Here is a 13,380-nt window from a genome sequence, read left to right on the forward strand (position 1 = left end):
TCCTGATAGCGCAGTTATTTTTCGAATGCAGCATCATGAACAACTGCCATAACATTGATGATTGGCTTTCTTTTTCTGAAGAACCTTCCGCGCGGCAAAGTTTCTCCCGCTTTGAGACGATAAAGCCAGAAAACATAAGCCGGAGGAACATTGCTGTCAAAAATATCTGAACAAGTTTGAACTGTGATGCCTACTGTATTGTCTTTCCTCATCTCTTTAAAAGTGCCTTGCAATGCAGCGGATAACGTCATTTTTAAGAAACCTTTTTCTGTTTGAACGGATAGACTTGACTTAGCTGGCTTGACTGTAATGTTTGCCACTAAAGATCCCTCGTTCTGAGGATGCAGGCACTACAAAGTTACCGTCAGGTCTAATCATACGAGTTTGGATGAAATTTTTGCCGGATTTGGTTTTTTCAACCTGGTGCTCGATCTTCCATTCTTCTTTGACGGGACCGGATGACAAATGAACTAGAACCGGTACTTTTTTACGTGTTCTATCCAGAACAATACAATTTGATTTATCCGTATCAACGCTTCCCTGAAGAGTATTCAAAGAGCAATTATCATATCCCTCAACCGGAACTGCATTACCTTGGATATCAATTTTGAATCCTCCAGCTATTACAATTTCGGGTGCATTATCATTTAAAGTCTCGTCATAGGCAGCATCAACTACATCGCAAGCAGTAAGAGTAAGTGACGATGCCACAGCAAGACACAATAAAGAAAATCTGTTTTTGAGCATATTTGAGACCTTTTATAAAAATAAAATAACAGGAGAATTGTATCATTAACAGTCTAGTTCTAACGACTACCACTTTTAAGTATGTATTGAGCCAGTTTTATATTCAGGCACACCATATTGCACTCTAGGGAAGGTGCGAATAAGCAGGTCATTTCTTCCCAAGCTGACTCGCTGATTAAAATTTCGCGGATCTGGGCCGATTTTTTTCCCGCAAACACATCGAATCAGCCTATTTAGGCTATTTTTTCCACCATTTCTGGCGTTATTTCCGGTTTTTACTGAGATCTCTCCCACTGACGTATCATTTGGTCCACCCGAAACAGGTTGGCCAGGGTGAATAACATCGCCAGTTGGTTATCGTTTTTCAGCAGCCCCTTGTATCTGGCTTTCACGAAGCCGAACTGCCGCTTGATGATGCGAAACGGGTGCTCCACCCTGGCACGGATGCTGGCTTTCATGTATTCGATGTTGATGGCCGTTTTGTTCTTGCGCGGATGCTGCTTCAAGGTTTTTACCCTGCCGGGACGCTCGGCGATCAGCCAGTCCACATCCACCTCGGCCAGCTCCTCGCGCTGTGGCGCTCCTTGGTAGCCGGCATCGGCTGAGACAAATTGCTCCTCTCCATGAAGCAGATTACCCAGCTGATTGAGGTCATGCTCGTTGGCCGCGGTGGTGACCAGGCTGTGGGTCAGGCCACTCTTGGCATCGACACCAATGTGGGCCTTCATGCCAAAGTGCCACTGATTGCCTTTCTTGGTCTGATGCATCTCCGGATCGCGTTGCTGCTCTTTGTTCTTGGTAGAGCTGGGTGCCTCAATGATGGTGGCATCCACCAAAGTGCCTTGGGTCATCATGACGCCTGCTTCGGCCAGCCAGCGATTGATGGTCTTGAACAATTGACGGGCCAGTTGATGCTGCTCGAGCAGGTGGCGGAAATTCATGATGGTGGTGCGATCCGGCAGGGCGCTATCCAGGGATAATCGGGCAAACAGGCGCATGGAGGCGATTTCGTACAGGGCATCTTCCATGGCACCGTCGCTCAGGTTGTACCAATGCTGCATGCAGTGAATACGCAGCATGGTCTCCAGCGGATAGGGCCGTCGGCCATTGCCCGCCTTGGGATAAAACGGCTCGATGACAGCGGTCATATTCTGCCATGGCAGAATCTGCTCCATGCGGGAGAGGAAAATCTCTTTTCGGGTCTGACGGCGCTTAGTGCTGAATTCACTATCGGCGAAGGTGAGTTGATGGCTCATGATGTCCCTCTGGGATGCGCTCCGGATGAATATGATGATCTCATATCAGGAACTTGTTCGCACCTTCCCTAGCTCTTTCATCATCCTAGAAGAACTCTTAATTAAGTATTCTTCAAGTGGGCCAGCATATGCCCCTGATGTCACGATCGTTAGTTGCGTAAGAGGATGAGTCAAACTCTCAATGCCCTTCAGGATGTCATTCTGGACAGCAGCAATATAAACAGGCGAAGCCGCAATCAAATATTCATCATTCGGACTGGACTGCATTAACTGGCTTATAGTTGCGCAACGGTTATGCTTTCCTAGTGATTTTGTGATGGCTTTCCACCAGAGATCATGCCTGAATGGTACTTGATGAAATGTCGCCTCGTAAGAGGGCACCCGATCTCGACTATTTAAAAACCCCATCCCGGCAGAGATTATCCACAACTCCAGATTTCTGGTTGAGTTTAAAATTTCCTTTGCCGTAGACCAGTGATTACCTGAATACAAGGACAATGCCGGTACCGCCTGATTACTTCTGGCGTCGTCTACAATGTTACTCCAGGCATATGCTGCGTCGTCCGGGGTTTGTTTTGGATCTATGTCCAATGTCGGCCAGACGTGGCCCTGATGATTCTTGCCCTTTGTACAGGAAGTGATTAAGTGTACTGAGCGTTCAGAGAACATTATCTTCCTTACATACCCATAGAACAGCTTTCTAAGAACGGTGGGCTCGCCTGAAAATTACAAATCAGCCCCTTTCACGGCATCATTTTGATTCTTCGCGTCTGCCCCCAGTAAGATGACCGGTTTTCTGCATGACAGTGTTATTCCTAACAAACGCAACACAAAACCACGCCAGCCAGAGCAAATTTTTTCATTTGCTGCGTAAAGCCTATTGTTTTCTCTTTTAAGCTTCGCCCACTCGTTACAGAGGGTAACATCATCAAGCGCTGTTATATGCTTCGCCTCACCTTCGACGATAACGGTATGGATACCGTATGCTGTAAATCTCATACTATTTTCCAGAACCCAGTTGCGGTATTCGTTGAGTCCACCTTCGGAACCGGTAGCTCTGCGCCACATTTCAATTTGCTTGTGTGATGGGTCAAGTGTACTTGTCATTGAAGCCTCGTCTCAGCGATAACGCTTGAAATAGCCCGCTTTGGTCAAAATGAAATTAGCCATCTGACTGGCGATTTGATTGTATCTTACTCATAGTGCCCAACCTATAGGTTAAAAAGGGGCATTTTCGCTTTATAGCGTGTTCAACATCATCAATCATCCCAAGAAAGGCTGGCTTATTAAGCCGGTCCATCATTTTCTGTATATCTCTCATCAATTTTTATATCCGGCCTGAAGTGCACCGTTCAAGCACACCGATCAGGCAGTTAGTCACTAGTTAACTCTTTACTAGAGACTAAATTCCATTGATTTACGTGACAACGTCACGTCATTAAGGTTTGCAAATGCCTAATTTTCATACTATGGGATTTAATTAGGAGTAAATCCCACAGGTTTACATAAAGCTGACATTTAAAAGTGTTAAAAATCAATCAGATAGAAAGAAAAGGCTCTCCGGAAGAACTCTTCTCATTATTTCGCCGCCCGGGGTTATTGCTGACAGATCTGAAAGTGCTAATATGTTAGTCATTAGTAATTAGTAAAGCCTTTACTAAACGCGTTTCTACGTAAATTCTATTGGTTTTAGAGGGTCCTACTGTCCGAAGACAATAAAGTTGTACACAAAGCACTAAAGTTGTAACCATTCTCAAAAAACGACGCTAATGTTGTATGCTTACTGAATGTGTGGTTATAGGGTTGGAGACTATAAAATGCACATATAGGTACGTATCAATGTCGTTTTTTGGGTACGATCATGGGTAGGGGTAGGCGTCTCAAATCCTATTTGGATTATGAAAATGCGCTAGGTGACGGCATAGGAGTGGGCTATGGCCAAAGTTATCAGCCCTGGCTTAGAGCTCAGGACGTTAAATCCCGTGGAAACCGTTCGATAGTCTTTGGCCTTAAGACGTTTCGAAACCATCATCATGGGGTTTGAGGGCCAATGATGTAAAAAACCACGCTAAGGAGATAATTCATTGTTTAAATTGAGATTTAACGGCCTCAATTCCCCCTTCATAATATCCTCCGGTAGTGTGAACGTATAATGTCCCAGCATGTTGATATGACCGTGCATCAGAGGCGAAAGCCGCGCGATATGTTCATCCTCTGGCCCTTCCCCGATGCTGCGCAGGTGCGACAAGGCTTCCTGCATATAAAGCGTATTCCACAGCACCACTGCGTTTGTCACCAGACCCAGCGCACCCAACTGATCTTCCTGCCCCTCGCGGTAACGTTTTCTGATCTCGCCACGCTGACCGTAGCAGATGGCTCTTGCAACGGCATGGCGGCCTTCACCCCGGTTCAACTGTGTTAGGATCCGGCGACGATAGTCCTCATCATCAATATAGTTGAGAAGATACAGTGTCTTGTTAACTCTTCCGACCTCCATTATTGCCTGAGCAAGCCCTGACGGTCGGGTACTTCTCAATAGCGATCGAATGAGTTCTGACGCATGAATAGTGCCCAGCTTCAGCGAACCGGCAACCCGCATCATCTCATCCCAGTGGCTTTCGATTTTAGAAAGGTCAACACAACCCCGCGCCAGTTTGTCCAACGCCCCGTAATTCGCTGCTTTGTCGGCCCGCCAGAACACAGCCTCACCCGCATCCGCCAGACGAGGTGAAAATTGGTATCCCAGTAGCCAGAACAGGCCAAAGATAATGTCACTGGTACCTGCTGTGTCCGTCATGATTTCAACCGGGTTTAGTCCCGTTTGTTGCTCAAGTAGCCCTTCCAGCACAAAGATGGAATCCCGCAGTGTTCCAGGAATCACTATGCCATGAAAACCCGAATATTGGTCAGAGACAAAGTTGTACCAGGTGATGCCGCGCCCTGAACCAAAGTATTTTCTGTTGGGGCCAGAATTCACCGTTTTCACTGGCGTGACAAAACGCATACCATCAGCGGAGGCTACCTCCCCGCCCCCCAGTATCCTGCCAACGCTAACGAGGACTGAAAATCAACCAGCCGCGCATTGGCGCTAACCAGCGTTTCTGCTCGGATGTAGTTCTGTTTCACCCAGCTCAGACGATGGCGAGTCAGTGCAGGGATATTGTGCTTGATCAGCGGCTCATGTCCGATATTGCAGGCCTCAGCCAGCATCACCGCACACAGGCTTATATGCAGATCCTGCGCACGGGCACCTGACTCGCTGACATGGCTGAATTCACGGGTGAAGCCAGTTCTGGCGTCAATCTCGAGCAACAGTTCTGTCAGGTCAACGGGTGGAAGCAATTGTCTGACTCGGCTGCTCAGTTGTATCAGCGCCGGTGGTTCATCCAATTTATCCAGGCTGCTGATGGTCAGCGAAGGATGTTTACCTTCATTGCAGATGTCCACGGCGGTATTGCGATCAAAACGTGATGCCACCGTTTTCCAGGTTTCATCTAACTGAGCGGCCAATTGCTCCGATGCTTTACTGCCATTAGTGGGGTGACCCAATGCCCGGCAGACTGGAACCCGCTGCGCCTGCCATTCCTCCCCCTGAAGAAGTTTTTGGCGCGGATCACCCCAACGATCGCTGTTTTCCAACCAGATGTCACGACGGCGTAGCGCATCCTGAAGTCGCTCCAGCAGACACAACGAGTAACCTGCTCGCTGTATCCGACCGTCAGCATCGTACACCAGGCGTTTCCAAGGGCCTGAAATGATATGTTCAGGTGCATCGTCCAGGATCCGTTTTTTCGAGCCGTTTAGCTCTGCCAGGTAATGGATGGCAGCCAAGGTATGTTCACCGTCTGGGGCCGCACGGAAGTGCAGATCGCGCAGTAGTGCGGGCAAAAAACGCCTTACCCGTCCGTATTGCTCCACCATTTCATCCTGAAAGTTTGTATCCTGGGGGCGGGCCAGTTCATTCACTTTTTCCACGGACTCTGCCAGTCTGGCGACAGACACACTGCTGAATATGGTCTTTCGCAGCAAATCATCGGCGGTATCTTCATCAAGTAAAAGTGCGCATGCCCGCGCCAGCAGCAACGCCGCGCGGTCAAGATCCTTGAGCGTCCTAAGTCGCTTTTTCTGCCCGGTTTTCTTCGCCTCCCGGGTAATATTGAGGATCAGCATATCCAGCACGTCAACGGCCTCGTCCAGCGCCGAGATTTCTTGCGCTTTCACGAATGCGGTAAGGATCGCCAGCCGCCGTTCTTCTGGCATTCTGCTGATATATTTCACCGATGCCATTCCGGCATAGCGTGCCAGATTGCGGAGCTGTATGGCGGGCAGCCCAGTGAAATTCAGACAGGAAAACTCCAGGCTGCGCAGGCGAGTGTAACGTTCAAGTGCTTCAGTGAACGCGGGGCCGCTGATAGTGACAGGGCCTCTTTTTAGGTGCTCCATCACTGAGAGTCGCTGTCCTTCGGGGATTTCAAGTAACCCAGCCAGTTGTGCGGTCTGCCAACGGTTTGGCAGCGCGGCCAATTTTCGCCACAAGCGGCGGGTCGCACGCTCACGGATTTCACCAATGACTCTCGTCAGGGTGGATGCGGCTGGCAACAACACTTTATTTTGAAGCAACCACGCGGTGGCAAAATCGAACATCAGTCCGGGGCGTTCATTACTGAGCCATGCACGGGTATACAGCAATCGCTTCAGTCTGAACGACCACGGGAAATCACCGAAATCATGATAGCTATAGTGCTGCCTGATAAGCCCGTGGTGCTCCCAACGTGTGTTTTCCCTTTGAGCATAGCGGGAAATGATCTCTGGATAGCGGATGTTAAGTTGCCTTGCGACATAAAACTGGACACCGGGCGGTATTTGCATGAGATCGGACAAGAAGGTTCCCAGAAAGCGGGCAGTTGTGAGTTGAAGGGCAATTCCCAACCGGTTATGCCTGCCCCTACGCAGGTTGATGAAAGGGCACTGTTGCAAAGTTAGCGATGAGGCAGCCTTTTGTCTTATTCAAAGGCCTTACATTTCAAAAACTCTGCTTACCAGGCGCATTTCGCCCAGGGGATCACCATAATAAAATGCTGAGGCCTGGCCTTTGCGTAGTGCACGCATCACCTCAATACCTTTGATGGTGGCGTAAGCCGTCTTCATGGATTTAAATCCCAGCGTGGCGCCGATTATCCGTTTCAGTTTGCCATGATCGCATTCAATCACGTTGTTCCGGTACTTAATCTGTCGGTGTTCAACGTCAGACGGGCACCGGCCTTCGCGTTTGAGCAGAGCAAGCGCGCGACCATAGGCGGGCGCTTTATCCGTGTTGATGAATCGCGGGATCTGCCACTTCTTCACGTTGTTGAGGATTTTACCCAGAAACCGGTATGCAGCTTTGCTGTTACGACGGGAGGAGAGATAAAAATCGACAGTGCGGCCCCGGCTGTCGACGGCCCGGTACAGATACGCCCAGCGGCCATTGACCTTCACGTAGGTTTCATCCATGTGCCACGGGCAAAGATCGGAAGGGTTACGCCAGTACCAGCGCAGCCGTTTTTCCATTTCAGGCGCATAACGCTGAACCCAGCGGTAAATCGTGGAGTGATCGACATTCACTCCGCGTTCAGCCAGCATCTCCTGCAGCTCACGGTAACTGATGCCGTATTTGCAGTACCAGCGTACGGCCCACAGAATGATGTCACGCTGAAAATGCCGGCCTTTGAATGGGTTCATGTGCAGCTCCATCAGCAAAAGGGGATGATAAGTTTATCACCACCGACTATTTGCAACAGTGCCGGCCGAATGTCTGCAGCTCGGTGAATCGGACTTTACGCATGGAGATCTCCTCAGAGGACATAATTAGTATGTCGGAGGATCTCTAAAAGTGAATGGTTCGTTTTGCAGGGATACTTACATGGGGAAACAAGATGAAACTTGAATATATACAGATAAATTAGTGGTCTGGGCGTTCTCGTCAGAAGCAAACAGCCTGCTTGCAAAAACAAGCGCTGGCAATGGCTTGGCAGGGCCGAGGTTGCCCGGGAGGTATAATTTTCCATTCGGACCAGGGAACCCAATATTGCAGCCTGCCGTACCGGATTCTGGCCGCTCAATATGGAATGATGCTCAGCATGAGCCGCAGCGGGAACTGCTGGGATAATGCTTTGCAGAATGACTGTTCCGCAGTCTGAAATCGGAGTGGATACCACGGGGTGGTTATCGGGACAGGACTGAAGCTGCTGGCGATATTGTTCAGTATCAAGGGGTGAGTCCCGAGAGGCGAGACAAGTCAAGGGCGCAGGCTGCGATGCGCAGCACGACATAGCCGGTATTTCCCTGCGGTGCCCCACAAGTATCAATGAAAGCCTCCAACGCGAGCCATTCGCGAGAGCCTTGAGTCCACGCTAAATCTATCTTATCTGCGCAGGGCAGAATGTGAAGACGGCCGCCCTGGCTCTTGCCCGCCAGGCGCACGAGGCGGTGGAAAGGGGGAGGGGATGTTGTCTATATGGCTCTGCTGTAGTGAGCGGGTTGCGCTCCGACAGCGGTCCTGATCAATCGTCACCCTTTCTCGGCCCTTGAATGTTCCTCGCAACGAGCCTCCTTTTCGCCAATCCATCGACAATCACCGCGAGCCCCAGCTCGAACACTGCGTCCGGACCGGCTTCGTCGAAGGTGTCTATCACGGCCCGCAACAACGGAGCCTGTTCAATGGTGCCGCCGCGCTCACCGGCATCGCTGTCGCCGGCCTGCTCCTCAAGCACGGCCCCAACAGTGAAGTAGCTGATTGTCATCAGCGCATTGACGGCGTCCCAAGCCGAAAAACCCGCCTCGCAGAGGAAGCGAAGCTGCGCGTCGACCACTTCCATCTGCGGTGCGCCCGGTCTCGTGCCAGCATGGATACGCGCGCCATCGCGATAAGCGAGCAGCGCCTGCCTGAAGCTGCGGGCATTCCCGATCAGAAATGAGCGCCAGTCGTCGTCGACTCTCGGCACCGAATGCGTATGATTCTCCGCCAGCATGGCTTCGGCCAGTGCGTCGAGCAGCGCCCGTTTGTTCCTGAAGTGCCAGTATAACGCCGGCTGCTGAACCCCCAACCGTTTAGCCAGTTTGCGTGTCGTCAGAGCCTCTACGCCGACCTCATTCAACAGGTCCAGGGCGACACGGATAACTGTATTAGGCTGCAACTTTATCATGCTTGACACTTTATCACTGATAAACATAATATGTCCACCAACTTATCAGTGATAAAGGATCCGTGAGTTCTATCGGACCAGCGGAGGCTGGTCCGGAGGCCAGCGGAGGCTGGTCCGGAGGCCAGACGTGAAACCCAACAGACCCCTGATCGTAATACTGTGCACTGTCGCGCTCGACGCTGTCGGCATCGGCCTGATTATGCCGGTGCTGCCGGGCCTCCTGCGAGATCTGGTTCACTCGAACGACGTCACCGCCCACTATGGCATTTTGCTGGCGCTGTATGCGTTGATGCAATTTGCCTGCGCGCCTGTGCTGGGTGCGCTATCGGATCGTTTCGGCCGGCGGCCGGTCTTGCTCGTCTCGCTGTCCGGCGCCGCTATCGACTACGCCATCATGGCGACGGCGCCTTTCCTTTGGGTTCTCTATATCGGGCGCATCGTGGCCGGCATCACCGGGGCGACTGGTGCGGTAGCCGGCGCCTATATTGCCGATATCACAGATGGGGATGAGCGCGCGCGGTACTTCGGCTTCATGAGCGCCTGTTTCGGGTTCGGGATGGTCGCGGGACCTGTGCTCGGTGGGCTGATGAGCAGTTTCTCCCCCCATGCTCCGTTCTTCGCCGCAGCAGCCTTGAATGGCCTCAATTTCCTGATGGGCATTTTCCTTTTGCCGGAGTCGCACAAAGGCGAACGTCGACCATTACGCCGGGAGGCTCTCAACCCGCTCGCTTCGTTCCGGTGGGTCCGGGGCATGACCGTCATCGCCGCCCTGATGGCTGTCTTCTTCATCATGCAACTCGTCGGACAGGCGCCGGCCACGCTTTGGGTCATCTTCGGCGAGGATCGCTTTCATTGGGACACGAGCTTGATCGGCATTTCGCTTGCCGCATTTGGTATTCTACATTCACTCGCCCAGGCAATGATCACCGGCCCTGTAACCACCAGGCTCGGCGAAAGGCGGGCACTCATGCTCGGAATGATTGCCGACGGCGCAGGCTACATCCTGCTTGCCTTGGCGACAAGGGGATGGATGGCGTTCCCGATTATGGTCCTGCTTGCTTCGGGTGGCATCGGAATGCCGGCGCTGCAAGCAGTGTTGTCCAGGCAGGTAGATGAGGAACGTCAGGGGCAGCTTCAAGGATCTCTTGCGGCGCTCACCAGCCTGACCTCGATCGTCGGGCCCCTCCTCTTCACGGCGATCTATGCGGCCTCTATAACAACGTGGAACGGGTGGGCATGGATTGCAGGTGCCGCCCTCTACTTGCTCTGCCTGCCGGCGCTGCGTCGCGGGTTTTGGAGCGGCGTAGGGCAACGAGCCGATCGCTGATCGTGGGAACGATAGGCCTATGCCATGCGGGTCAAGGCGACTTCCGGCTACCCGTCTTTCAATCACAACAAGTACAGCAATATTAGGACTGCTTTTCGCTCACAGCGGACCTCTAACCCAGCCATCTTGTCCGCTTCGTTCTAAGAACAGACATCCCTCACTTCAGAATGTGTAGTCAACGGGGGACAGGACAATACGAATGTTCCACTAAAAAATACAGATGAGATAATTATTTACACCAAATTTTGGAGATTTATCGTTGTATCAGGTATTAAAAGTACAATTTAAATCTATTATATCTCGCAATAAGCCTGACATGTAGGTTTCTACAAATTCTCTAATTACGTTATTGACATATGAGCATTTGAAGGCGTAACCTTCAATCACTGTATGTAGATGTGTCTTCCCCTGTTGAGGTGGCTGATACAGCATTTCTACTTGCCATTAAACCAGTCTTTCATGTAATCCTATGTAAAATAGTCTGGTTAATTTATTTTACATACGGGTATCAGTGATGAATGAACTCAGTATTGTTAGTGGTAAATTGCAACTGTTGTCGATCATAGGTGACCCGATCGCTCAGGTCAGCGCTCCACTCATGATAAATGCCGCCATCCTTGAAAAACAAATCCCCGACACTTTGATGGTCCCTCTCCATATAAACTCTGTAGGTCTGCAAACCGCTGTCAATGGTCTGAAATGTATTCAGAATTTTCGTGGTGCCATTATAACGATGCCTCACAAACAACATGCGCTTTCATTAATTGATTCAGCCAGTGAATCTGCTATGGCAATCGGAGGATGCAACGTCATCAGGAGGAATGCTCAGGGCCAACTACATGGGGATATGCTCGATGGTGAAGGTTTCGTATCGAGCCTTTTGAAAAGAGGCTTCGATGTGACAGGTAAAAGAGTCTATCTAGCTGGAACAGGCGGTGCTGGCTCAGCTATTGCTTATGCTATGGCCGCCAAACAGGTTGGAGAATTAATTGGCACTGTTGCAAATAGTCGGTGGTGATAAACTTATCATCCCCTTTTGCTGATGGAGCTGTACATGAACCCATTCAAAGGCCGGCATTTTCAGCGTGACATCATTCTGTGGGCCGTACGCTGGTACTGCAAATACGGCATCAGTTACCGTGAGCTGCAGGAGATGCTGGCTGAACGCGGAGTGAATGTCGATCACTCCACGATTTACCGCTGGGTTCAGCGTTATGCGCCTGAAATGGAAAAACGGCTGCGCTGGTACTGGCGTAACCCTTCCGATCTTTGCCCGTGGCACATGGATGAAACCTACGTGAAGGTCAATGGCCGCTGGGCGTATCTGTACCGGGCCGTCGACAGCCGGGGCCGCACTGTCGATTTTTATCTATCCTCCCGTCGTAACAGCAAAGCTGCATACCGGTTTCTGGGTAAAATCCTCAACAACGTGAAGAAGTGGCAGATCCCGCGATTCATCAACACGGATAAAGCGCCCGCCTATGGTCGCGCGCTTGCTCTGCTCAAACGCGAAGGCCGGTGCCCGTCTGACGTTGAACACCGACAGATTAAGTACCGGAACAACGTGATTGAATGCGATCATGGCAAACTGAAACGGATAATCGGCGCCACGCTGGGATTTAAATCCATGAAGACGGCTTACGCCACCATCAAAGGTATTGAGGTGATGCGTGCACTACGCAAAGGCCAGGCCTCAGCATTTTATTATGGTGATCCCCTGGGCGAAATGCGCCTGGTAAGCAGAGTTTTTGAAATGTAAGGCCTTTGAATAAGACAAAAGGCTGCCTCATCGCTAACTTTGCAACAGTGCCCAAAAAATTAACTACCTGAGGAAAATTGATCCTTTTGTGTTTGAAGAACTGTTGCTGGAAGGATTTGAAGCGCATGGCTTCAGAACCATCAGAAACAAACGCTATACCGGCGATGGAGGCATTGACGGCCAGGTAATAATAGGAAAATATCGCTATCTTATTCAGGCTAAACGCTATCGCGGCCATATTGCTTTACAGCACGTACAGGAGTTCGAGAAGTTGCTTAAACGTCATAACTGTCGCGGTCTGTTTTGCCATACCGGGAAAACCGGCGCAGGTTCAAAATCTGTCAGTATTGCCAGTGAACGGATGGAGATTATCAGCGGCCAGCGCCTGATAGATTTGCTCACGCCCGGCAGCTCCTTCACTATCGCAACCGCCCCGCAGACGATGATGAAGCGTACCGCAGCAACACTAGAAACGAGCACCATTGTTAAAGATGCCGGTAAAGAAAATCGATACCATGAGAGTTAATTAAATGAAGTCAGTAACTATAGAAGCAAAAACATTTGCTGAAATGTTAGGAATAACAGAAGGTGAGTTAATCTTTGCCATTAAGAAAACTGGCACATTCAAAAACAAGACCATCCCACAACCTCATGAGCCACATAAATCAAATAATAGATTTTTATATTCAGACGTAATGAGGTTTATAGAATCACTAAAAGACAAAGAGAACCGGTAATGACTCCAACTTACTGATAGTGTTTTATGTTCAGATAATGCCCGATGACCTTGTCATGCAGCTCCACCGATTTTGAGAACGACAGTGACTTCCGTCCCAGCCTTGCCAGATGTTGTCTCAGATTCAGGTTATGTCGCTCAATGCGCTGAGTGTAACGCTTGCTGATAACGTGCAGCTTTCCCTTCAGGCGGGGTTCATACAGCGGCCAGCCATCCGTCATCCATACCACGACCTCAAAGGCCGACAGCAGGCCCAGAAGACGCTCCAGCGTGGCCAACGTGCGTTACCTAACAATAAACCTGTTTAAATATCCAGATAAAAACATTCAATCTGGGTCAAATGAGTGATACAGTTTCACCCATAAGACCCA

The 13,380-nt window shown here is 50.4% G+C and carries 14 protein-coding genes and 3 pseudogenes; 7 read left to right on the forward strand and 10 right to left on the reverse strand.

Translation table 11 applies throughout. The annotated features are described in order from the left end of the window. Positions 1 to 14: 14 nt before the first annotated feature. The 6 genes from CU081_RS24785 to CU081_RS24815 form a co-directional block, all read right to left on the reverse strand. A complete protein-coding gene (locus tag CU081_RS24785) occupies positions 15 to 320 on the reverse strand; it encodes a hypothetical protein (protein ID WP_223152485.1) in 306 nt (101 codons plus the stop codon). Next, positions 292 to 747, reverse strand: a complete 456-nt coding sequence (locus tag CU081_RS24790; RefSeq protein WP_000916941.1) for a hypothetical protein — start codon at positions 745 to 747, stop codon at positions 292 to 294. The genes CU081_RS24785 and CU081_RS24790 overlap by 29 nt, the downstream gene beginning before the upstream one ends. Before the next feature lie 75 nt (positions 748 to 822). Next, complete coding sequence (locus CU081_RS26790; protein WP_306307795.1) at positions 823 to 1,041, reverse strand: hypothetical protein; 219 nt, start codon at positions 1,039 to 1,041, stop codon at positions 823 to 825. Beyond that, positions 1,023 to 2,003, reverse strand: a complete 981-nt coding sequence (locus CU081_RS24800; protein ID WP_000019450.1) for an IS5-like element ISKpn26 family transposase — start codon at positions 2,001 to 2,003, stop codon at positions 1,023 to 1,025. Before CU081_RS24800 ends, CU081_RS26790 begins: the two co-directional genes overlap by 19 nt. 45 nt (positions 2,004 to 2,048) lie before the next feature. Continuing rightward, entirely contained in the window at positions 2,049 to 2,672 is a 624-nt protein-coding gene (locus CU081_RS24810) for a hypothetical protein (RefSeq protein WP_000490639.1), read from the reverse strand. A 57-nt stretch (positions 2,673 to 2,729) separates the two neighbouring features. Then, positions 2,730 to 3,110 (reverse strand): hypothetical protein, encoded by a 381-nt coding sequence (locus tag CU081_RS24815; RefSeq protein WP_001371925.1) that lies wholly within the window; start codon positions 3,108 to 3,110, stop codon positions 2,730 to 2,732. Between the two features lie 754 nt (positions 3,111 to 3,864). Here CU081_RS24815 and CU081_RS24820 point away from each other — a divergent pair. Continuing rightward, positions 3,865 to 4,035, forward strand: a pseudogene (locus CU081_RS24820) (TnsA endonuclease N-terminal domain-containing protein); the annotation flags it as partial. Between the two features lie 36 nt (positions 4,036 to 4,071). Here CU081_RS24820 and CU081_RS24825 read toward each other — a convergent pair. After that, positions 4,072 to 6,965: pseudogene (locus CU081_RS24825) on the reverse strand (Tn3 family transposase); the annotation flags it as partial. 54 nt (positions 6,966 to 7,019) lie between these two features. Beyond that, a complete protein-coding gene (locus CU081_RS24830) occupies positions 7,020 to 7,724 on the reverse strand; it encodes an IS6-like element IS26 family transposase (RefSeq protein ID WP_001067855.1) in 705 nt (234 codons plus the stop codon). A 281-nt stretch (positions 7,725 to 8,005) separates the two neighbouring features. On the opposite strand from CU081_RS24830, the gene CU081_RS26945 reads away from it, so the two are divergent. Then, the gene (locus tag CU081_RS26945; RefSeq protein WP_077257430.1) at positions 8,006 to 8,182 is read left to right on the forward strand and encodes a DDE-type integrase/transposase/recombinase; all 177 of its coding nucleotides are present in this window, start codon (positions 8,006 to 8,008) and stop codon (positions 8,180 to 8,182) included. Positions 8,183 to 8,545: 363 nt separating this feature from the next. On the opposite strand, the gene tetR is transcribed toward CU081_RS26945, so the two are convergent. Further along, positions 8,546 to 9,187, reverse strand: coding sequence for a tetracycline resistance transcriptional repressor TetR (gene tetR, locus CU081_RS24850; protein ID WP_013851373.1), 642 nt, complete (start codon positions 9,185 to 9,187; stop codon positions 8,546 to 8,548). A 127-nt stretch (positions 9,188 to 9,314) separates the two neighbouring features. Here tetR and tet(A) point away from each other — a divergent pair, with 127 nt between their 5' ends. The 5 genes from tet(A) (at position 9,315) to CU081_RS24875 (ending at position 13,010) form a co-directional block, all read left to right on the forward strand. Next, on the forward strand, positions 9,315 to 10,514 hold the full coding sequence (gene tet(A) / locus CU081_RS24855; RefSeq protein ID WP_031942321.1) for a tetracycline efflux MFS transporter Tet(A): 1,200 nt from the start codon (positions 9,315 to 9,317) through the stop codon (positions 10,512 to 10,514). Positions 10,515 to 11,028: 514 nt separating this feature from the next. Continuing rightward, entirely contained in the window at positions 11,029 to 11,532 is a 504-nt protein-coding gene (locus CU081_RS24860; protein WP_013851371.1) for a shikimate dehydrogenase family protein, read from the forward strand. A gap of 36 nt (positions 11,533 to 11,568) precedes the next feature. Next, on the forward strand, positions 11,569 to 12,273 hold the full coding sequence (locus CU081_RS24865; RefSeq protein ID WP_001067855.1) for an IS6-like element IS26 family transposase: 705 nt from the start codon (positions 11,569 to 11,571) through the stop codon (positions 12,271 to 12,273). An 88-nt stretch (positions 12,274 to 12,361) separates the two neighbouring features. Beyond that, positions 12,362 to 12,799: a restriction endonuclease gene (locus CU081_RS24870; RefSeq protein ID WP_020325134.1), complete on the forward strand. Its 438-nt coding sequence runs from the start codon at positions 12,362 to 12,364 to the stop codon at positions 12,797 to 12,799. 4 nt (positions 12,800 to 12,803) lie between these two features. Beyond that, positions 12,804 to 13,010 carry a hypothetical protein gene (locus CU081_RS24875; RefSeq protein WP_001749967.1) on the forward strand — a complete coding sequence of 69 codons (207 nt, stop codon included), beginning with the start codon at positions 12,804 to 12,806 and terminating at the stop codon, positions 13,008 to 13,010. Between the two features lie 10 nt (positions 13,011 to 13,020). On the opposite strand, the pseudogene CU081_RS24880 reads toward CU081_RS24875, so the two are convergent. After that, positions 13,021 to 13,293: pseudogene (locus tag CU081_RS24880) on the reverse strand (IS1 family transposase); the annotation flags it as partial. Between the last annotated feature and the right edge of the window lie 87 nt (positions 13,294 to 13,380).

This window comes from Enterobacter sp. CRENT-193 (assembly GCF_002787395.1).
GTDB lineage: Bacteria > Pseudomonadota > Gammaproteobacteria > Enterobacterales > Enterobacteriaceae > Enterobacter > Enterobacter hormaechei_C.